General features: G+C 47.1%; 15 protein-coding genes. All 15 read right to left on the reverse strand.

Annotation, left to right across the window (positions count from 1 at the left end; translation table 11 throughout):
- Positions 1–94 precede the first annotated feature (94 nt).
- The 15 genes from ACYVE4_RS33915 to ACYVE4_RS33985 all read right to left on the reverse strand — a co-directional run bounded on the left by ACYVE4_RS33915 (position 95) and on the right by ACYVE4_RS33985 (position 20989).
- Entirely contained in the window at positions 95–1987 is a 1893-nt protein-coding gene (locus tag ACYVE4_RS33915; protein WP_461044864.1) for a malate synthase, read from the reverse strand.
- A gap of 196 nt (positions 1988–2183) precedes the next feature.
- Complete coding sequence (locus ACYVE4_RS33920; protein WP_461044865.1) at positions 2184–2768, reverse strand: LutC/YkgG family protein; 585 nt, start codon at positions 2766–2768, stop codon at positions 2184–2186.
- Positions 2768–4156, reverse strand: a complete 1389-nt coding sequence (locus ACYVE4_RS33925; protein WP_461044866.1) for a lactate utilization protein B — start codon at positions 4154–4156, stop codon at positions 2768–2770. The genes ACYVE4_RS33920 and ACYVE4_RS33925 overlap by 1 nt, the downstream gene beginning before the upstream one ends.
- On the reverse strand, positions 4156–4893 hold the full coding sequence (locus tag ACYVE4_RS33930) for a (Fe-S)-binding protein (RefSeq protein ID WP_461044867.1): 738 nt from the start codon (positions 4891–4893) through the stop codon (positions 4156–4158). The genes ACYVE4_RS33925 and ACYVE4_RS33930 overlap by 1 nt, the downstream gene beginning before the upstream one ends.
- A 208-nt stretch (positions 4894–5101) precedes the next feature.
- The gene (locus tag ACYVE4_RS33935) at positions 5102–6361 is read right to left on the reverse strand and encodes an MFS transporter (RefSeq protein WP_461044868.1); all 1260 of its coding nucleotides are present in this window, start codon (positions 6359–6361) and stop codon (positions 5102–5104) included.
- Positions 6362–6501: 140 nt separating this feature from the next.
- On the reverse strand, positions 6502–7974 hold the full coding sequence (locus ACYVE4_RS33940; RefSeq protein WP_461044869.1) for an NAD-dependent succinate-semialdehyde dehydrogenase: 1473 nt from the start codon (positions 7972–7974) through the stop codon (positions 6502–6504).
- Positions 7975–7976: 2 nt separating this feature from the next.
- Entirely contained in the window at positions 7977–9104 is a 1128-nt protein-coding gene (locus tag ACYVE4_RS33945) for a zinc-dependent alcohol dehydrogenase family protein (protein WP_461044870.1), read from the reverse strand.
- Positions 9105–9243: 139 nt separating this feature from the next.
- Positions 9244–10191 (reverse strand): D-2-hydroxyacid dehydrogenase, encoded by a 948-nt coding sequence (locus tag ACYVE4_RS33950; RefSeq protein ID WP_461044871.1) that lies wholly within the window; start codon positions 10189–10191, stop codon positions 9244–9246.
- Between the two features lie 94 nt (positions 10192–10285).
- Complete coding sequence (locus tag ACYVE4_RS33955; RefSeq protein WP_461044872.1) at positions 10286–10915, reverse strand: NanQ anomerase/TabA/YiaL family protein; 630 nt, start codon at positions 10913–10915, stop codon at positions 10286–10288.
- 231 nt (positions 10916–11146) lie between these two features.
- Positions 11147–12346: a YncE family protein gene (locus tag ACYVE4_RS33960; RefSeq protein ID WP_461044873.1), complete on the reverse strand. Its 1200-nt coding sequence runs from the start codon at positions 12344–12346 to the stop codon at positions 11147–11149.
- 195 nt (positions 12347–12541) lie between these two features.
- Entirely contained in the window at positions 12542–13984 is a 1443-nt protein-coding gene (locus ACYVE4_RS33965) for a RagB/SusD family nutrient uptake outer membrane protein (protein ID WP_461044874.1), read from the reverse strand.
- A gap of 14 nt (positions 13985–13998) precedes the next feature.
- Positions 13999–17523, reverse strand: a complete 3525-nt coding sequence (locus tag ACYVE4_RS33970) for a SusC/RagA family TonB-linked outer membrane protein (RefSeq protein ID WP_461044875.1) — start codon at positions 17521–17523, stop codon at positions 13999–14001.
- 578 nt (positions 17524–18101) lie between these two features.
- On the reverse strand, positions 18102–18392 hold the full coding sequence (locus ACYVE4_RS33975; RefSeq protein WP_461044876.1) for a hypothetical protein: 291 nt from the start codon (positions 18390–18392) through the stop codon (positions 18102–18104).
- Positions 18393–18781: 389 nt separating this feature from the next.
- Positions 18782–19174: a hypothetical protein gene (locus ACYVE4_RS33980; protein WP_461044877.1), complete on the reverse strand. Its 393-nt coding sequence runs from the start codon at positions 19172–19174 to the stop codon at positions 18782–18784.
- A gap of 495 nt (positions 19175–19669) precedes the next feature.
- Positions 19670–20989 (reverse strand): Gfo/Idh/MocA family protein, encoded by a 1320-nt coding sequence (locus ACYVE4_RS33985; protein ID WP_461044878.1) that lies wholly within the window; start codon positions 20987–20989, stop codon positions 19670–19672.
- Between the last annotated feature and the right edge of the window lie 95 nt (positions 20990–21084).

Raw genomic sequence — 21084 nt, forward strand, 5'->3', positions numbered from 1 at the left:
AACCCCGTGTCTGTGTCCTCACAGACACTCTTCCGGATGGTAAGCGTTGCTGACGCATAGGTGTCTGTGAGGACACAGACACGGGGAATGCAGTTTAGCTTATTGCTACAAAATCAAGATTTTCGGTGATGCGCTTGCCTTCGTTGACGAGCGTATCCATATACAACCGAATTCGATCTTTAGCTTCGCCCAGATCGGTATTGTTGAGGTTGATGTTTAGCAAATCGATAAACCAGGGCGCTTTTACATCGCTCAAGACATACACGGTGGCAATCTCTTTCGAAATCGGTAGCGTTGTGGTTTTTGAGGCATCGAAGACGTCTTTATTGCTGGCTTTCAGTAATTTGTTGTATTCCTGTTCGAGCAGGGTTTTGTATATTTCTTCCGAAAAAACATCACCCGCTTTGACGCCCGTTTCGGCATCGGCTTCTGTTAAAATAGCGCCTTTGTGCAGCCATTCCCACAAGATGCTGAGCCGGATTTCGCCCGTAGCCATATCCTCCATCAGATATAAAATATCATCGTTTCCGAAGAAATCAGCAGCTTTGAGCGCAGCCGCCTGCATGCCCTGACCAAACGCGTTGCCATATTGTATTGCCACACTCAGTAGGTTCCGAGCACCCCGAATATCGGTTGGTGCTGGCTCCAACTGGATCAGGCCATCAGCATCTTGTTGCGTATAGGTTAATCGAGGGAATTCGCGGCCGAGTTGATTGGCTTGCCCAACTTTCTCCCAGACGGGCCGGACAATATGTACCATTTTCCAGTGAGCAACCCATTTTCCGCTGGCTCCTTCGCGTTGCTCGCGTTCGGCACCCGCTACGGCTTTCTGCATACTGGCGGCTACACCAGCCTCAGAACCGACTGGAATATTAGGTTCCATACCGCCTTGCCACAAGGCGAAATTGCCGTTTATATCGGGCGTGTTAACTGTCCGTCGAACGCGGTCTTCATAATTCCGCATGTAGCCGTAGGTCATCGTAATGGCTTCGATATTTGGATTGACGAAGGTTTTGTCCCAGGCCATCGCATCGGATACGCTGTTAATATAATCCCAACGACCAGTATTGAAGCCTACAAAATGCTTACCCAAAACGGCCCGAATTTCAATAAGCTGATGCGTCGCTTCCAACTGTTCAACCAGCACATATACTTTTATCGTCCCTTCGGCTAAGTCAAGATGGTTTTCGAGAGCGCTGATCAACGAGTTCCAGACGCCCGCTTCTTCTGCTGTCTGAATTTTAGGCAGATACAGCACAATCGACGAACCTGCTTTTTGCAGTGCCTGATAATTGTTGACCACGTAGAGCGTTAAATCAACAATAGACGCAGCCATCGCTACGCCGTCTGCATCGCGGATATGACGGTCATCCAAATGAAGTCCACGTGCCCGGAAGATCTTCGTCGTGAAATTCAGTTGTTCTTCCCAGTTACTGATTGTAGCGTGCCCTAAAAACGACTCGGCCCAGCGATTCATTTCCGTTGCGACCTGTTCCGCAACGTTCAGGAAGATTGGGTCTTTGTGAATCGCCAGTTTCAGATTACGCTGGTTGTCGAGCGACATCGTCGTAATCTGCCCCAATGCATCTTCACCATCAAACATCCAGCCGTCAGCTCCCGAAAGTAGTGCATAGGCCACATTCCGAATGCTACTTTCGACGGGCGTATTGGGCTTCGCTGCCGGGCCGGTTCCCTGTATCCACTGACGCTGTAAATCAGGCGGAATAATGGCTCCTTCAAACTTACCGTCGCGCGCATCCTGAACGTTAATTCCTGTTCCGGGAATGGTGCTTTCCGGATCGAGGAAACTGATTCTGCTTTTGGTTTGCTGACGAGAAGCCCGGCGTTTCATTCGCGCGTCCATCACTTCTTTGATCCGCTTGTTGAACGGAGCCATTGCTTCGAGGGCAGAAAGCGCTTCGGGTGTATACACATCAGGGTACTCCTCTTTCAGATTATCGCGGATACTAATCGAATCGGTAAGCATAGGGGTAGGGTAAAAGTTGAAAATGGGTTTTAAGTTTCAGGCTACCTATTAATTGTTTCTACAATAGATTAGATCGTCTACTGCCTTCCCGTGTCTGTGTCCTCACAGATACTTTTCCGGTAAGCCAATCTTTGCTGACGCATAGGTATCTGTGAGGACACAGATACGGGATAGTGTAAAAACCTGAAACATTAAACTAGTTCAGAATAAATACGGTCATCGAAATGGGGCCGTGGGCACCCAAGACCAATGCTTGTTCAATATCGGCTGTTTTGGATGGGCCACCAATGAAGGCGCCAAAGCCATAATCGCCCTCGCCAATTTTGCCGTAGGCTTCGTGCAGGGTCGGAACAGTGCGTTCCGTATCGACTACTACGGCAAGATGTTGGCAGATGTAGGGGACAATGCGTTGTCCCATCCGTTGTTCGGGGAGCCAAACGGCACCATTTTCCGCAACCGCCAATTCGGCCCGAATCAAAGCCAACTCAACATTGTCGAGTGTGTGCGGATCAGCTTCGGGGTCGAGCAATTCAAATGAGTCTTTCAACTCGGGTAATGTGGTGATCATACGAAGTGTAGAATCGAAATTGTCACGAATCAGGCTCGTGATTTGATCCAGACTTTCAACCACAAACACCTGTCCGCCAATGCCTTTAAACACTTCAGCGTAAGTCTCGATGATGCCTTCATCAGTGCCCTGAAACGCACTAATATCTGGCAAAGGACTGGCTGGCGGCTGGTTCCGTAAAACGGCCGCCAATATGCTTTCTTTTGTTGTCATTATTTCTTCTCTTCTTTCGACCCGTTTTTAGCGTACCATTCGCCGAAGGATTCTTTAGGGCCTTCGGGCATTTCGCGTTGTTTGTACCAGGGGTTGAACTTGTTATTGACCGCAAACGGAATGTTATTCAACACCCATCGACCCGCTTTCCCGATCGTTGAATACGAAGAGGGCGATGAAAACGTCCAGGCCATAGCTTTGATACCCAATACTTTGGTGTTTGCCGCATAGCCTTCTTGTACGATCACTTGTCGCCATTTGTACAACTGCTCGTGGATGTTGATTTTAACTGGACAAACGTTGGAGCAGGAACCACAAAGAGTCGACGCAAACGGTAAATCCGCGTGCTTTTTCATATCCAGATTGGGGGCCAGAATCGCGCCGATTGGACCAGAAACCGTATTATGGTAGCTGAGTCCGCCACTTTTTCGGTAAACCGGACACGTATTCATGCAACTGCCGCAACGAATGCACTTTAAAGAATCCCGAAAGTCGGGCCGTCCCAACTGACGACTTCGGCCAAAATCGACCAGAATCAGGTGCATTTCCTGTCCTTTGCGCGGCTTCTTGAAATGGCTGGAATAGATTGTAATCGGTTGTCCGGTGGCGCTTCGAGCTAGCAATCGAAGGAATATGCCGAGGTGAGCCTTCTTCGGAATGATTTTTTCAAGACCCATCGACGAAATCTGTACTTCGGACAAATGTGCGCCCATATCAGCGTTTCCTTCATTCGTACAGACCACGTATTCACCTGTTTCGGCCACAGCGAAATTCACGCCCGTGAGCGCGGCTCGTCGGGTAATGAATACATTGCGAAGGTGCCGGCGGGCAAATCGGGTAAGGGTGGTCGGGTCAGAGACGCCTTTTTCGGTGCCTAGATGTTCGTGGAAAATCTCGCCGATTTCTTCTTTCCGCTTGTGAATGCAGGGCAACACAATGTGGCTAGGCGGCTCATTATCCAATTGCTGGATGTATTCACCCAAATCGGAATTGATCACGTCGATGCCCCGCTCGATCAGGTATTCGTTCAAGTGACATTCTTCGGTGAGCATAGATTTGCTCTTGACCATCTGCTCGATACCTTTCTCTTTCAGGATCGAATAGACAATGGCGTTATGTTCTGCCGCGTCGGCAGCCCAGTGTACTTTGATGCCGTTTTTCGTCGCGTTGGCTTCAAATTCCAGTAAATAATCGTGCAGGTTCGAGAGCACATTACTTTTGATCTGGGAGGCAGCTTCGCGCAGGGCTTCCCATTCGGGAATGTTTTTGGCGGCCATATCCCGCTTTTGCCGAATCCACCACAAAGCCCCGTCGTGCCAGTTGACGCGCTCTTCATCTTCAATAAACTTCTCGGCTAAAGTCGCGTGATCTTGAGTTCCTTTTTCCATCACAAGGTTGCGTTTAGAATTTCGGCGATGTGTACGGCTTTCACAGCACTTTTTCTCCGTTGTAAAATTCCTTCCAAATGCATCAGACAGGAAAGATCAACGGAAGTAATGTATTCAGCACCATTGCGTTCGTGATCGAGCACGCGGTCTTTGCCCATTTTGACGGATACAGCTTCTTCGGCTACGCAAAACGTTCCCCCAAATCCACAACATTCATCCGCCCGATCCAGCGTAACCAGTTCCAAATCATCGACCATATTTAGAAGACGAACGGGTTTCGAAAATGGTAACGCATTGAGTTCGCTCATTTGCGCCAGATGGAGCCCGCGTAATCCATGACAACTCTGGTGAATACCAACTTTATGCGGAAAGCGCGCATTCAGATTTTCAACGTGTAAAACATCCGTCAGAAACTCAACCAGTTCGTAAACTCTCGACCGGACACGTTCGGCTTTTTCTGGATCGGCAGGTGAATGCAAATGGTCTTTTACGTGAAGGACGCAACTGGCTGAAGGCGCTACGATATAATCGAATTGGCCAAAGTTATCCAGAAACAGATTGTTGCACTCCTGCGTCAGGTGCTCAAAGCCTGAATTGGCCATTGGCTGCCCGCAACAGGTTTGTTTGGGTGGGTAGACGACGTCGACACCCAGTTTTCTCAGCAACTGCAACGTAGCAATGGCTGCTTGAGGGTAAAACTGGTTGACGTAACAGGGTATGAAAAGTCCGACAGTCATAGGGTAAAGGGGTTGCTGAGAATTTACTCATGCAAAGGCTAAAATCCTGTGAATTTTACTAGTTAGTGATTGACACAGCCAACCTTTTTGTCATGCTGACGAAGGAAGCATCTTAAACTATTCTAGCTAGCGAATTAGGATGCCTTAAGATGCTTCCTTCGTCAGCATGACAAAAAATCAGATAGATTAAGTGTTTGCCACTTGTCAATTACTTCTCCAGAAAATCGAGGTCTTTTCCGAAGGTTTCTTCCATCTTCCAGAGTCCCATATAAGCAATCAGGATAGTTAAAGCCCCCAGTAAAAAAGCTCCGTTTACAATCCCCAGTTCAGCTCTAAAAAACAGGAACAGCGGTGTCATGATGTTGATACTTCCCCGGACGAAATTCGGTACGGTCGTCGCGACGGTGGCCCGGAGGTTGGTGCCGAATTGCTCGGCGGCAATGGTGACAAACAAAGCCCAGTAGCCAACCCCAAATCCCAATCCGACACAAATGGCGTAGAACACGCTTGCCGAGTGAAAAGGTACGTATAAATAGACTACTATCAATGCGGCCGTAATCATCAGAAACATCCCCAATACCCGTTTTCGGCTGTTCAGATATTGGCTGAAAACTCCGCTGGACAGATCGCCAATAGACAGACCGATGTACTCCCACATGACCGCTTTCCCGGCTACAATCGGTTCATCCAGTCCTAGTGCTTTCCCGAATTCGGGGGAGAAAGTCATCAGAATTCCGGCAACGAACCAGACAGGTAAACCAATTAGAATGCAGCGGAAGTATTTGAGAAATTGTTTCCCCGAGGAGAATAGCTTTAAAAAGTTACCTCTGGAGACTGTCTCTTTTTCTTTAATATGGGTAAAAATGCCCGACTCGACTACGCTTACCCGCATTAGCAACAGCAATAGCCCCAAACCGCCCCCGATGAAATAAGCGTTTCGCCAGGCAAACATGTCGGCAATGAAATAGGCCAATACGGCTCCCAAAAGCCCAACAGAAGCCACTAAGGAAGTACCATAACCCCGAATTTCTTTCGGCAGAATTTCAGCTACTAGTGTAATGCCTGCTCCTAATTCACCCGCCAGCCCAACACCCGCAATGAAGCGAAGGAGGGCGTATTGATTAACCGACGTAACGGCCCCGTTGGCAATATTGGCTAATGAGTAAATCAAAATAGAGCCGAACAGGACGGATAAGCGACCACGTTTATCGCCCAGTATGCCCCAGATTATACCACCGACCAGCAACCCAGTCATTTGCATATTAATCAGGTAGACGCCCTGAGGGAGCATACCAGCATCCGAAACGCCTAAATCTTTCAGACTTTGTACGCGAACAATACTGAATAACAGCAGATCGTAGATATCGACAAAGTAGCCCAGAGCCGCTATTATGACCGGAATCTGCAACAATTGGCGTAGCAGAGAAGGAGATACCGTAGGTTTGGGTTTAGTAGCGGGTTCGAGCATAAAAAGTTAGGATTTAGGAAAAGCAATTTAATAACACTCCGGTTGCTGTGTCCTCACAGCAATTTATGCATCAGCAATGAGTATCTCTACCTGCCGGATAGGTTGCTGTGAGGACACAGCAACGGGAAGTCAGGCTTTTATCAATGTAGTCCGCCGAAGCACATGTACTTGACTTCGGTGTAATATTCCATGCCATATTTGGAGCCTTCGCGCCCGACGCCCGATTCTTTGACACCGCCAAACGGAGCGACTTCGGTAGAAATCATGCCATCGTTGATGCCAACCATACCATAATCTAAGGCTTCAGCAACGCGCCAGCAACGATTAATGTCTTTACTGTAGAAATACGAAGCCAGTCCATACGGCGTATCATTGGCCATGGCAATGACTTCGGATTCGTCCGTAAATCGGAAAACGGGCGCTACGGGGCCAAATACTTCGTCGTTGGCAATGATCATATCCGACGTTGCGTCAGTCAGGATAGTAGGTTGAAAAAATAGTCCTTCCAGTTCGTGTCCGCCGACAAGCACTTTCGCTCCTTTTGATAGTGCATCAGCCAAATGGCGCTTCACTTTATCTACACCTTTTTCGTTGATCAGCGGGCCAATTTGTACATCATTGTCCAGCCCATTCCCGACTCGAAGCGCTTTTACGGCTTTCGATAATTTGTCTACAAACTCGTCATAAACTTTGTCGTGTATATACAATCGGTTGACACATACGCAGGTCTGTCCGCTGTTTCGAAACTTCGATGCCATTGCTCCTTTGACAGCCGCATCAATGTCGGCATCGTCAAAGACGATAAACGGCGCATTTCCACCTAGTTCGAGCGAAATTTTTTTCAGGTTCGACGAGCATTGTTTCATCAGCAGCTTTCCAGTAGCTGTCGAACCCGTGAAAGAGAGTTTTCGAACCTTGCTGTTTTCGCACAATTCCAGACCGACTTCCGCATTTTTAGACGTCGTAATCGTATTGTAAACGCCCAGTGGGAAACCAGCTTTTTCGGCTAGATAAGAGACCGCTAATGCCGTAAGTGGCGTTTCGGAGGGTGGTTTTACAATGACCGGACAACCTGCGGCTAAAGCCGGACCGACTTTACGGGTAATCATCGCCAGCGGAAAATTCCAGGGTGTAATAGTCGCTGTTACGCCGATCGATTGCTTGATGATGACGATTCGCTTGTCTTTGGTATTCGCCGGAATTACGTCGCCGTAGGTACGCCGGGCTTCTTCGGCAAACCACTCGATAAACGAAGCTCCATAATCGACTTCACCCCGGCTTTCGGTCAACACTTTTCCGCACTCCATGGTCATAAGTCGGGCCAGTTCGTCCTTATTTTCCATGATTAGGGCATACCACTTTTTGAGCAACGTAGCGCGCTCTTTTGCGGTTTTGTCGCGGTAGGAAGGCCAGGCTTCGTGGGCTGCGTCGATGGCTTTTCGCACATCGGTCTGGTCCATATCGGTGACCGTTGCAATGGTTTCGCCGGTTGCGGGATTGATCACATCAAAGGTGTCTCCGCTGGTGGCACTCACCCATTGCCCGGCTACATACGCCTGAGTTCGGATGAGCGAATTTGATTCGGTACGTTCCTGCGTGCTGATTGAATTCATGATTAGAAAGTGATTATCTGGCGGATGGCATCGCCTTTAGCCAGTCGTTCAAACCCTTCGTTTACATCATCCAAACGCAGCTTGTGCGTCATCAGTTTATCGACCGGCAATCGACCCGCCTGATAGAGCGCGATATAAGCCGGAATATCGCGTACTGGAACGCAGCTTCCAATGTAAGAACCCTGTAAGGTCCGCTCGTCGGCCACTAGCTTCGTTGGCGATAATTGGAACATTTTGCTGGGGTGGGGGAGACCCGCCGTAACGGTTTTACCACCTCGACCGGTAGCATTATACGTAAATTCCAGTGCCTGTACTACACCCGCAAACTCGAATCCAATATCGACACCGCCACGGGTCAGGTCTTTCACTTGCTCGACCGCATCCGGCTGCGATGAATCGATCACGGCATGAGCGCCCAATTCCAGGGCTTTGTCCAATTTATCTTTGTTGACATCGGCGACGATAATTTTACTGGCTCCTCCGGCTAGTGCGCCCAGCAACGCTGCGAACCCAATACCACCCATCCCTGTAATCAGCACCGTTTGCCCCAGCGATAATTTAGCCGTATTAATCACAGCTCCCACTCCCGTCATAATCGCGCAGCCAAACAAAGCCGCAATTTCAAACGGCAACGTCGGATCAATTTTAACGACGGATTTTCGGGAAACGACACTGTATTCGGCAAATCCCGACACGCCCATATGATGATGAACTACCTGTTGATGGCTGTCGTGCAAACGTAATCCTCCCCCCATTAATTCGCCCCGATTGTTGGCGGCTAATCCATTTTCGCAAAGGGCCGGACGACCCGTCATGCAGGGCATACACTGATTGCAAATGGGCAGAAAGGAAAACACAATATGATCGCCAACGGCCAGGTCGTTTACGCCCGGACCAAGTTCAACGATTTCGCCAGCCGCTTCGTGACCTAACGCCATGGGCATTTGCCGGGGACGATTTCCATCAATAACTGACAGATCGGAATGACAAAGGCCAGCCGCCCTGATTTTGACCAATACTTCACCCGCCTGTGGTGGCTGTAAGTCAAGTTCCTCAATAGTAAGCGGTTTGCTACTGGTGTATGGGCGCTCTTTGCCCATCTCGTGTAATACAGCTGCCCTGATTTTCATGCTACTATTAGCTGATAAAACCTCTGAAATATGTTAATTCACTTATGATTTACCCCTAAATCCCCTGAAGGGAACTTTACTAGCAAATTGACAAAGTCCCCTTCAGGGGATTTAGGGGTAAATCATGAGTGAGAGTTAGTTAGATTAAGTGTTCGGTTTTCAAAAACTCCTCAATATTCTGCCCTACTTTTTCCATGAGTAGTGTCCGGGCTTCAATGCTAGCCCAGGTTACGTGAGGAGTAAGCGCCAGCCTTTCTTTGTGTTTGATGTGTAATAGTGGATTTTCTGGACTGATGGGCTCTTTCGTGAATACATCCATCCCGGCTGCGGCAATCAATCCTTCGTCCAGTGCTTTTGCTAAATCGGCTTCGTTGACAATCCCACCTCTACCCACATTGATCAGGATTGCCGATTTTTTCATGCGGCTTAATCGATCATAGTTGATGAAATTAGATGTGTTTTCATTGAGTGGCGCGTGAATGGAAACGACGTCGCAGGTGCGTAAAAACTCATCCAATTCCAGACGCTGATAGGGTTGCTGGTTATTTTGGCCCGACGTTGAATAATAGACAACTTCTGCTCCAAACGCATCTGCAATTTTAGCTACCTGACGACCAATATTACCCAGTCCGACGATACCGAATCGTTTCCCCGCTAATTCCCAGAATCCTTTGCCGAAGTGGGTAAATATGTCTGTTTTGGAGTAATCACCACCTTTCACGTACTGATCGAAGTAAGGAATATCGACCAGCAGATGTAGCAGAATGGCGAATGTTCCTTGTGCCACGCTTTGAGTGGAATAATCCATTGCGTTCTTCACCGGAATACCTCGCTTTTCAGCGGCCGCTTTATCCACATTATTGGTTCCCGTAGCTGCGATGCAAATCAATTTCAGGTTCGTAGCCTGTTCAATGGTCGTCTGATCCAAAACTACTTTATTCGAGATGACGATATCCGCGTTTTTGATTCGCTCCAGCGTTTGGCCGGGTTGCGTTGTTTCGTAATACGTTACCTGGCCATACTTTTCCAGTAGGCTCAAATTGGGGATATTGCCAATGGTTTTCGTATCTAAAAACACTAATTGCATAAGTACTTAGTAGTGATGAGTGATAAACGATGAACGATGAGTAATTAGTGATAATAGTAGTGTTCCTTATTCATCGCTTATCACTCATCGTTCATCACTGATTTGTTACTCTGACTTTGACGACTACTTTTTTTACCCCGTCGTAACCGTCTACTTTGTTGGCTGGATTATGCGCTTCGGTTGGGGTGACGATGTAAAAAAGTCCCGGCTCCGCTACGTAAAATTTCCCTTCATCAGTTGTATAAAAAGCGATGTCTTTATCGGCACTGTATTCCTGATTCACCGCCGATTTTAGCCTCTCAACGGGAATGATTCCGATCTTTTCTTTGCCCTTTACTACGAAATGAATATCCGTATAATTTAGGTGTGCTTCCCATTTTGTATTGGAAATTTCACGCGGTGGTCCTTCGGAAATCGTTGCATATACCTGTTCATCGTCAATCGGGTATTTGCCGGGACGAAGTCGGGTGAAATCCGTGTTTTTCAAAAACGCGAACGCTTTATCCCAGGCGGCTTTGTTGGCGTGATACCGCTTGGCAAATTCCTCCTTGTTGATCGTTTCGGAAGGTTTGGCGGGTAATCCGTTTAGCCATTCCATTTTGTTGTACCATTGCTCGGCCTTTTTGCCTGTCCACTCGCTGTCCGATTGGGCGAATAGTGGAGTACCGAACAGACAGGTTACCAGCAGGGAAAGGCAGGATAACGAGTTGCGTATTTTCTTCATATTGCTTTTACTAACAATGCTTTACTAAGCTTTTAGTCCACTGCTAATTGATTTGACGTGAGTAATCGCCGGGTTCCCGTGTCTATGTCCTCACAGACACCCGCGCGTCAGCCAGTGCTATCCTCCGGTTAGGGGCCTGTGGGGACACAGGCCTTGGAAAAGGCTGTGTTCGTCTGGCGCTTTATTTCTTCAAACCAATTAGCAGTGGGCTGGAAATCGCCTTCTACTATATTAATTCTTCATCGGTTTTCTCACCTGACCGAGACCAAATTGATCGCCAGCCGCAACGGGTTTACCGTCTTTGAAATGGATTTCCACCATTTTTTCGCTTTGCACATCGTTGTGGTCCTGATCTTCCAGATTGGCTACGATTTTGCGCGTTTTTACGTCGATGACTTCACCGGTTGCGGGGTACGCATACTTACCATCGAGGCTAAATGTGATCCAGCCGGGCATATCCTTTAGGGCAATCGTCGTTTTCTGGACCGGCGGCATCACTGTGTTGTCAAAGACGTGCAGACGGAGATTATGACCGTCGCATACCCAGAGTTCTTTTTCGTCGGGCGTCAGGCCAATGCCGTGACTAGGGCAACTATGGCGTCGTACTTCACCAACATTCCAGCCTTGAACCACCACACGATGCAGGAATTTCCCGGTCACTAAATCGGCAACTTCAAAGCCAAGTAATCCGTTGACATTCACGTATACGAGCGTTTGCGAACCATTGACGGTGAAGGGACGAATTTCGGCACCGAACGGACCAACCTGTCTGGAAACAGTATGGGTTTTGGTATCGGCGACGTTCAGCATAGTTGATTTCAGACCGGCCATATAGACTTCTTTCCCATCGACTCCATAGATCGTATTATGGGCTCCAGAGTTGGTGACAATTTTGGTAATCATATCCCCCGTTTTAGCATCCACGACATTCCAATGCCCTTTTTCGAGTGATGGCGCATAGATGATTTTTCCATCAGGCGAAATCGAAATGCGGTCAACCCCGCCTTCATATTCTTTTTCCCACAGCGTTTTTTCGGTAACCAGATCGATACATTGAATGGCTTCCAGTGTGCTGATATAAATGCAGTTGGTGGCCAGACTCACATCAACGCCCTTTACATTCGATGGAATACCTTTTTCCATCTTACCCGTAGGGGAGGGCGTTTCTTTTCGCAATAAACCACCTGGGGTCTTAATGAACTTCACAAACTTGTGATTATTGTCGATGTCGAATACCTGTATCCCATGACCACCGTAACCCAGGTAGTTTCGAATACCCGGCGTTGCTACATAAAGCAATCGCTGTACTTTGGGTGCTGGCTTCGGCGCTTTCGTGGTTAGTTTATTGCCAGAGGAGGTTATCCAGGCCGTTGCTGATATAAAGAGTATGCCACACAAAAGCAGCAGAAAGGTCTTTTTGATTGTCTTCATGATGTATGGTTTGGTTAAGCTGGTTTGTGGTTAATGAAATAAGGCATATGATTAAGTAGGTTGAAAACAATTAGCTTTTTTGTCATGCTGACGAAGGAAGCATCTTCAATTACCCTAGCTAGCGAATTAAGATGCCTTAAAATGCTTCCTTCGTCAGCATGACAAATTGGTTTTTGTATTCTTAAACTTAGCTAATCAATCATACCCCGGATTTTGGGGGAAAATTGTGCGGTTGTTAATTAACTGAATCTGAGCCAGTGGAATGGGGAATACCGTATGATGTGCCTTCATTCCGTATTTCTGCATGACCGTAAACGCTTGTCCGGTACGTACCAAATCGAACCAGCGATGCCCTTCAAAAGCCAGCTCCCGGCGACGTTCCAGAACGATCTGATCGCGCAGGGCGGTTTGAGTTATTCCAGTTGCCAGCGCATCGATACCAGCGCGCGTTCGAACCTGATTCAGATAAGGCAAGGCCGTTGCAGTTTTACCGTTCTCATTTAAGGCTTCGGCATACATCAGCAAAACATCGGCATATCGGATTACTTTCCAGTTGGCCGGGCTATCATTCGCTGTACTGATTTTAACAATGTATTTTCGGGTGTAAGCCGACATATTGTTAGACGATACCAGCAGAGGAATGAACTTGCCTGTTGCGTCGGTATAGCCTCTGGCAGCCGTTATGTCTTTCCGTTTATCCTTGGCTTCAAATAAGTCGAACAATACCTGATGGGGTGTATTCTGATCGTCAACTGAACCTGCGATGCCATAAAATGCGATCATCGACGTGACTTTGGGTGTAAAGCGATTGGTATAAATGCTGCCTTCTCCCCCTAATCCCTGCTCATATTCGATGTCGTAGATGTATTCGCTGTGGTGCTCGTTTTTGGTATAATCCCAAAGGTCGGCCCAGTTGGGGAGCAGCGCGTAGCCCATTGTAGTCACTTCCTGTAGCTTCGCTTCGGCTTTAGTGAAATCTTTCCGGGTCAGATACACTTTTCCCAACAAGGCTCTGGCCGCTCCTTTCGTTGCCCGACCTACCTCGGAACCGGCATAGCTGGTGGGTAGTTTGGCTTCGGCATCCAGTAAATCCTTGATGATTACTTCGTCGTAAATTTTGTCAACTTTTTCGCGCGGTGTTGCGTAGGATTCCGCAATACTTAATGACTTGGTCACCATCGGGACATCGCCAAAAATTCGGACCAGATCAAAATAAGCCAGTGCTCGCAGAAATTCGGCTTCGCCAATGTGCCGGTTTTTATTAGTGATGGACGCATCGGCTGTGGCAATGCGTTCCAGTACTGTATTGGCGCGCGTAATGGCTTTGTAATAATTTCGCCAGGTATTGATGAGCAATCCATCGTCATTCGCTAATGTAAAATTGTCGACTGCACCTGCCGTTCCTTTTACTAGTTCATCCCATACGTCATCACCCCGTATATCGCCGAAGTTGTACATATTGGCGTACTGATCCTGATAGATGCCGTAGATACCGACAATCGCATCCTGATAATCTTTATCAGTTTTGTATAACACATCGACCGTTACGGTATCGACAGGTAGAATTTCGATAAAATCCTTTCGGCAGGAGGTCATTACCAATAGGACCATTGCCACTATAGAAATTGTCTTTTTCATGGACAGAAGAAGGGTTAGAAGCCAATGTTGATGCCAAACAAAATACTTTTCGAGGTCGGATAGTCGTATCGTTCGTTGCCGGGTGTCAGTGGGCTATCTGTCCGGCTAACATCGGGGTTGAAGCCAATGAACTTGGTAAACAGGAATGGATTGTTGGCGGTAACCGACAAGCGTACTGAGCTCAATCGGGCCTTTTTCGCAATGTCTTCAGGCAGCGCATAACCAAGAACGATGTTGTTGATTCTCAGGTAAGAGCCGTTGTCCAGCCAGCGTTGGCTATAGGTACCTCTAAAGTTTCCGGTTGGTACGTCGTTCGGGCGAACGGAATAACCATCACCGGGTTCAGATTCCGACTTCCAGTAATTATTCATGAATGCATACTGGCGGAATCGGGCGCGGTCGTTGGCTAATTGTTCGCGCGATAAAGCCAGTACACTATTGCCCTGTACGCCCTGCAAACTGACGCTCAGACTCAGATTCTTATACGAAAAACTATTGGTCATGCCGTAGTAGAAATCAGGATAGGGCGAACCCATAATGGTTTTGTCGAAACTGTTAATAATCCCGTCGGGTACGCCATTGGGCCCACTTACATCAACAAACCGAACATCACCTACGCGCGAAGCATCCCGGCCACCCGGATTCCAGAGGGGGCCTTTGTCCAGTTCTGCTTTGGTTTTAAAGATGCCGTCGGTTAGCCAGCCGTAGAACATGCCAATAGGCTGGCCAATCATGGTGATGTTACCGCCCTGAGATGCAATAATGGGGTCGCCGGAGGGACCAAGACGGGTAACTTTATTTTGGTAGGCTGAAAAATTAAGCGACGTCTGCCATTTGAAGGCTCCTTGCGTATTCACCGTATTCAGGGAGATTTCCCATCCGGTATTTTGCACTTCGCCAATATTCTGCAAGGCCGTATTGAAACCCGTGATGTCCGGAATGTTTACGTTTAGCAGCAAGTCGGAGTTTTTCGACCGGAAATGGTCCAGTGTCAGCGCCAGCCGATTGCTAAGGAAGCTAAGGTCTACCCCAATATTGACCTGCTGTTGCGTTTCCCAAGTGAGGTTCGGATTAGAGAGTCTTCCCGGCGAATAGCCACCAACACCCGTTCCGCCCAGTACGTATTTTTCGTAGTTGATCGTTGCCAGATGGTCGTAATTCCCGATGTTGTTATTCCCGGTTTTCCCGTAGCTGGCTCGTAATTTCAGTTCATTGACGAACCGCACATCCTTCATGAAATTTTCGTCGGAAACCCGCCAGGCTAAGGCAACCGATGGGAAAAGACCGTATTTATTTTGTTCGCCAAAACGGGATGAGCCGTCTGTTCGGACAGAAGCTGTTGCGTAATACTTGCTGTTGTAGTTATAGTTAATTCGGCCTAGATATGAGAGCAACGACCACTCCGCTATGTTTGATGAACCGCCTGTCAGAATACCACTCACCGCACTCAACGTAGGGACCAGGTTGTTCGGATAACGGTTACTGGTCAGCGTGTTGGATTCGTAGGTTTCCTTCTGCGTGGTATATCCGACTAATCCGGTAAAGTTGTGTTTGCCAACACTCTTTGTGTAGTTTACAGTTGTTTCCGTAATCCAGTTTAATCGCTGAGAGGCATTATCGGTTCCCGACGCCAGTTCATTTAAAAAGGCGGCCATTTGCGGTTTAAAATAGCTTCCTTTAATGCTCATCAGGTTGATGCCCAGCATAACATTCACCTTCAGATTGTTCAGGATCGAGTATTCGATGAACGTATTGCCAAGAAAGCCAATTCCTTTCTGTCGGGCTTTCACTTCGTTGGCCAGCGCCAGTGGGTTTTTACTGGTTACGACCGCATCCAGCCCGTTGCCAAACGGATAATAGCTACCGTCAGGATTGTATAATGATTGATAGGTTGGAATGACCAGTGCATTATACAGGGGGTTGTTCGTGATATCGGAGAACGTGGCTAAGTCTTCAGCATTTACTCCCCCAACATTGAATTTGTCGGTATACGAAGGGTTCAGATTAACTTTCAGCGATAGTTTTGGCGATAGTTTGGCATCGAAGTTGGCCCGTACCGAATACCGTTTGAAATTGGTATTGAGAATAATCCCATCCTGATTTAAATATTCGCCACTGACCGCATATCGGATGTTTTCGGTTCCACCTGTAGCACTTAACTGATATTGCTGTTGAGGGCCTGTGCGTAGAATGGCATCCAGCGGATCTTCGTTGGTCGTTATTTTTCCCGAAAGCACATCCAGAATAGTTTGTGGGACAGGTGCTTTCCACTTGAGTGGATCACCCGATACATCGTTGCCTTCGTCGAGGTTCCGATTTCGAACGCCATCGAAATAGTGCTGGGCTTCTTCCAGTCCAGATTGTAAGGCCGGCCGTTTGGCAATTTTCTGGAACCCAAACTGATAGCTGAAGTTAATCGCTGCTTTGCCTGATTTACCACGTTTTGTATTAATAATAACAACCCCGTTGGCACCCCGCGATCCGTAAATGGCAGTAGCCGAGGCATCTTTCAGGACGTCAATTGTTTCGACGTCGTTCGGGTTTAGGGTTTGTATGCTGGAAATCGGGAAGCCGTCGACCACGTAAAGCGGACCCGCTCCAGCCGAAATACTGCCCACACCCCGTATTCTAATTTGTGGAGCTGCTCCAGGTTCGCCCGAAACGGGTTTCACCTGAACGCCCGCAATTTTTCCCATCAACGCCTGATCAACTCGAGGTACGGCCACTTCCTGAATGGATTTGCTCCCGACCGACGCAACTGATCCGGTCAAATCTTTCTTTTCAATGGAGCCATACCCGATCACAACAATCTCACTCAGTGTCTTATTATCAATTTCCAACGTTACATTGAGCGTTGTCCGATTGCCAACGACTATCTCCTGAGAAACATAGCCGACAAAGCTGAAAATCAGCGTAGAAGCTGCGGTTGGAACATCCAGTTTATAGCGGCCATTGGCGTCGGTAGTCGCTCCTTTCTGGGTCCCTTTGAGTAGAATGCTCACGCCCGGTAACCCTTCACCTTTTTCGTCGGATACTGTACCCTGAACCGAAATGTCGGCTATGCGCACTTTCTCCGTTAATACAGCTGTGGGTTCGGTCGTCGCAGCCTGCCGGCTCTCTGGTTCAGTTGCAGCTAGTTCTAACGGAGTAGGTACGGGAGCAATCAGACGAGCGCTGTTGAGTTCGGCTTTCCCATTCGATTCTTTCGCAATGATCACGTAAACGCCATTTTTTGCCTTTTTATAGCGCAGGCCCAATGGCTTTAAAATCGTATTCAGATTGTCGTCAATTTTCGTATCCAGATGAATGGCATCGGTGCGAACGGTCAATCCATCAACACTCCGGTCGAAGAATAGAATGTCCGTGGCGTAATGATCCTGCAATGTTTTGAGGACATCTTTTAGCCTACGAATTGCAGGGGCTGCGAATACTTCTTTCGATTGATTGTGTTGGGCTCTGGCTAGTGTTTGCGAAAAGCCAGGGTGTACTCCTCCCAGCGCTACTCCCAGAAGGAGTAGAATACGTACTGATTTTTCCATATAGTTAAGGGTTCGTTTAGTTAATGCTCCGGGATTTTAAAAAGTATTTGCATCCGACGCCGGGACAGGAACTAGGTGTATGTGGAATTACTGAACGTTATAGTCGTTGAGTGAGCTGCTCGTGTATAAAGACGATTAAGGTTTACAAAAACACTTAGTCGTTTTTTAATTATTTTTTTGAAAAATTGAATTATATAAGTAATTATGCTTATCCTGCTGACAAAGAGCTATGTATAGTCAAACTGATCAGGAGTTGTATGGATGTAGAGAAAAAAAGCAATGGCTGCAAAAGAGGACAGCAATAGGATGGATTATTGATGGTACTAAGCTGAAATGACTAAACGTAAGCTGTTGATTAAAAGAGGCAAAAGAAAATATAAACCCTATTGTTACTATTGCCAGATAGTAGAGTCTTAAGTGTACATTCACCGTAACTAGCCCATTAAGAGATAGAAAGACAAAGCCCCAACCGGATAGGAAGGGGCTTTTCTATTAAAAATATGTTTAGATCAGACTATACGTAATTTCAATGCACTGTAAATCAGCGCATTTTTCCAGTGGTAGCTTTGTACTGTCGGCTAAACCAGAACTTCTTCCGGAGTTTCGCTAGGTTGCGACTCTTCGTTCGACACTGTCGTTTCAGGAGTAACTTTTTCAGCCTTATTATCGGCCTGTGGTAACAATTCGGCAGCATCGGCTTTCTGTTCGTATCGCTTATAAAGCCATATAAAACCAGCCACATCGATAGCCGCTGCCAATAAATAAGCCCAGATCAAATTGATATGAGCCAGGGTGCAGATGAAATAACAACAGCCTCCGATCAGGACGCCAGCAAGTAATCCAACTAATGTCATTCCTGCGATTTTCATATCTGTTATAGGTTTGCCTAACTCATTCACTATCAAATACCCGGCCAATTTTTATTAAGTATATATAGGCATTCTCTTACTGCTTTATTTGTTATTATTCTGGTAAAATTTGACTACAAACTGCCACCCCGTACTTAGATCTGAAAGTTCTCCTCAACTGATATCCAGATGAAAACAAAAAACGTCAGTGTAGGCGCACTGACGTTTTTTGCTGACAAACCTGTTTAAACTTTTGGGAAAACGTTACAAATGCGTGCTTTTGTCCTTCTGATACCGTATCATCACTCATAAATAAGGATATCTCCAGCTTCTTCCTGCGTCAGAAGGACAAAAACCACCTTCGACTTACACTATTGAATACACGTGTTTTTGCTTGGTAGGCTGAGTACTCAGTTTTCGGTCATTGCCGCTACCAGATTCATTTTCCGGGCTTCCTCATTAAGTCGATGTAACATGCGAGTATGAGCAATTAACTTTCGGCAAAACTGACTCGTAACGGGCACATGATCAGAGTCTACAACATCCATATCATGTAATAGATGTTTCAACGCAGTTCGCATTTTACTAAGAAATTTTCGCAATTGGCTAACGGTACACTGGCAATGAAGATGGCGATTGATCAGGCGGATTTTCTGTGGAACCAGCGCTTGATTGACATACGGAGCTAACTGTTTGTAATAAAGATAGAAAGTGGCTGTTTCCTCCAGCCAGTTGTTCAAACTAGCTTCGTAAGAATAGGGAATAGCTGCTTTATTGGCGTTTGGATAGATAGTGTTTTTCATAGCACATACCTTATTTAACTATAGAATAACTATTTTAACAAGTTATTAATTCTTCGGTTCATTATTTAAATATTCCTATATTATATTTTATTATTTGGTAGTTAAGTCAACTCTAAGTATCGTTAAAACTGTGTAAAAAAGATATTGTTCAGGGAGGTAGCCTTAATAAACGTATTATAGAAGTATAGCGATGAGCCATAAAGCCATCAACAAATCTGAAAGACAGCTAGTCCATTCGGACTGAAATCCACAGCGTAATGGTCTTAACGAATCCATAATGTTCATCGCTTGTACATTTTTTTACATTCCATTCACCAGCAACGATTATGCTATTCGATGTGAGTCGTGAATTGCCCAGAATGGCCGAAATTATGGTATATTCCTTCCATGGATTGCCAGTGCCTTTACAGTAATAATAAGCTATCATTCGTTAATTAGCTGGTCCAGGGATACAGATGTACGGGCAGCGCGTTCCAGTTTGAACGTTGTACATCTTCAGGATAACTTCGGCAGAACCCAAGGGGAACGATAGTGCGCTTTTACTAATGTCTGAGCGTTTGTATCGCCAGCGACAACCCCCTGATTGGCGTCCCAAACAAGTTTATGCCCCGTTCGGTAGGCAATATTGCCCAGATGTGAATGCAAGGCTACATTGCGTCCGGCTTCGGCAGGACAGTTTGGTTGATTTCGGGAGCGAATGCAATCCAGGAAATTACGAGTGTGATTGTCCAGATCTTTGCCGTTTCCATATTGTAAAGGTTGTGCTGGAACCAGATAACGACCCTGGTCAACTTCGGGTAAAACCTCCCACTTCCCCCGATCAATTACCACCGTTCCCAGATTCCCGATGAACGCTACGCCATGATCGCGATCATACGGGCCGCGCATGGTGCCTAATGACTGTTCCCACAACACCGAAAACTTGTCGTACTCATAAACGACCTGCATAGTATCAGGCGTATCGCCGTCTTGATCCGGAAAACCAAATTTGCCGCCCGTGGCCACGACCGAGTTGGGGGCTGATACATTCATTCCCCAGAGTGCAATGTCAATCATGTGAGCCCCCCAGTCGGTCATTAATCCACCCGCATAATCCCAGTAATAGCGGAAAGTACCGTGAAAGCGATTGCGATTAAAGGGTCGGCTAGGAGCGGGGCCAAGCCACATCTCATAATCGACACCAGCCGGAACAGGCTCGTCGGGACGACGCGGAAATTCTTTGCCGTACGCCATAAACGCCCAAGTTTTCACGGAACGAACGGTACCAATTTTACCCGATTGAACATAATTCAGCGCCGTTTTCCAGTGCTCACCGCTACGTTGCCATTGGCCGACCTGAATGATGCGGTTGTAGCGTTTGGCTGCCGCTACCATCAAATTACATTCTTCAATAGTTGTGGCAAGCGGCTTCTCCACGTACACGTCTTTACCCGCCTGGCAAGCGTATACAGCAGGCAAACAATGCCAATGATCGGGTGTACCAATGATCACAGCGTCGACCGATTTATCCTCGATAAGCTTTCGAAAATCACTGTAAAGCGTAACTTTTTTGCCCGTTTTCTTTTCCAGTTCATCGGCCCGTTTTTTCAGCACATTGCTATCAACATCACACAAAGCAACACAAACGGCGTCGGAATTTTTAAGCATCGACGTTAAATCGGCCCAACCCATGTTATTCACACCGATCAGCCCAACACGAATAGTATCGGAAGGAGCAACGTGCTGTTTGGCCGACGTAGGTAACGTAGCCGTCAGGCTCATTCCGGCCGCTACCTGCGTGGATTGAAAAAGAAAATCTCGTCTGGACGAAGGCATAGGTGTAAGGGTATCTACGTGATCAGATTGTGTGAAAAGACTCCGAAAATCAGAAACTACTAGACGTAAAATACGTAGGTAGTCGCGCCAAAACT

This window comes from Spirosoma harenae, from assembly GCF_054776975.1.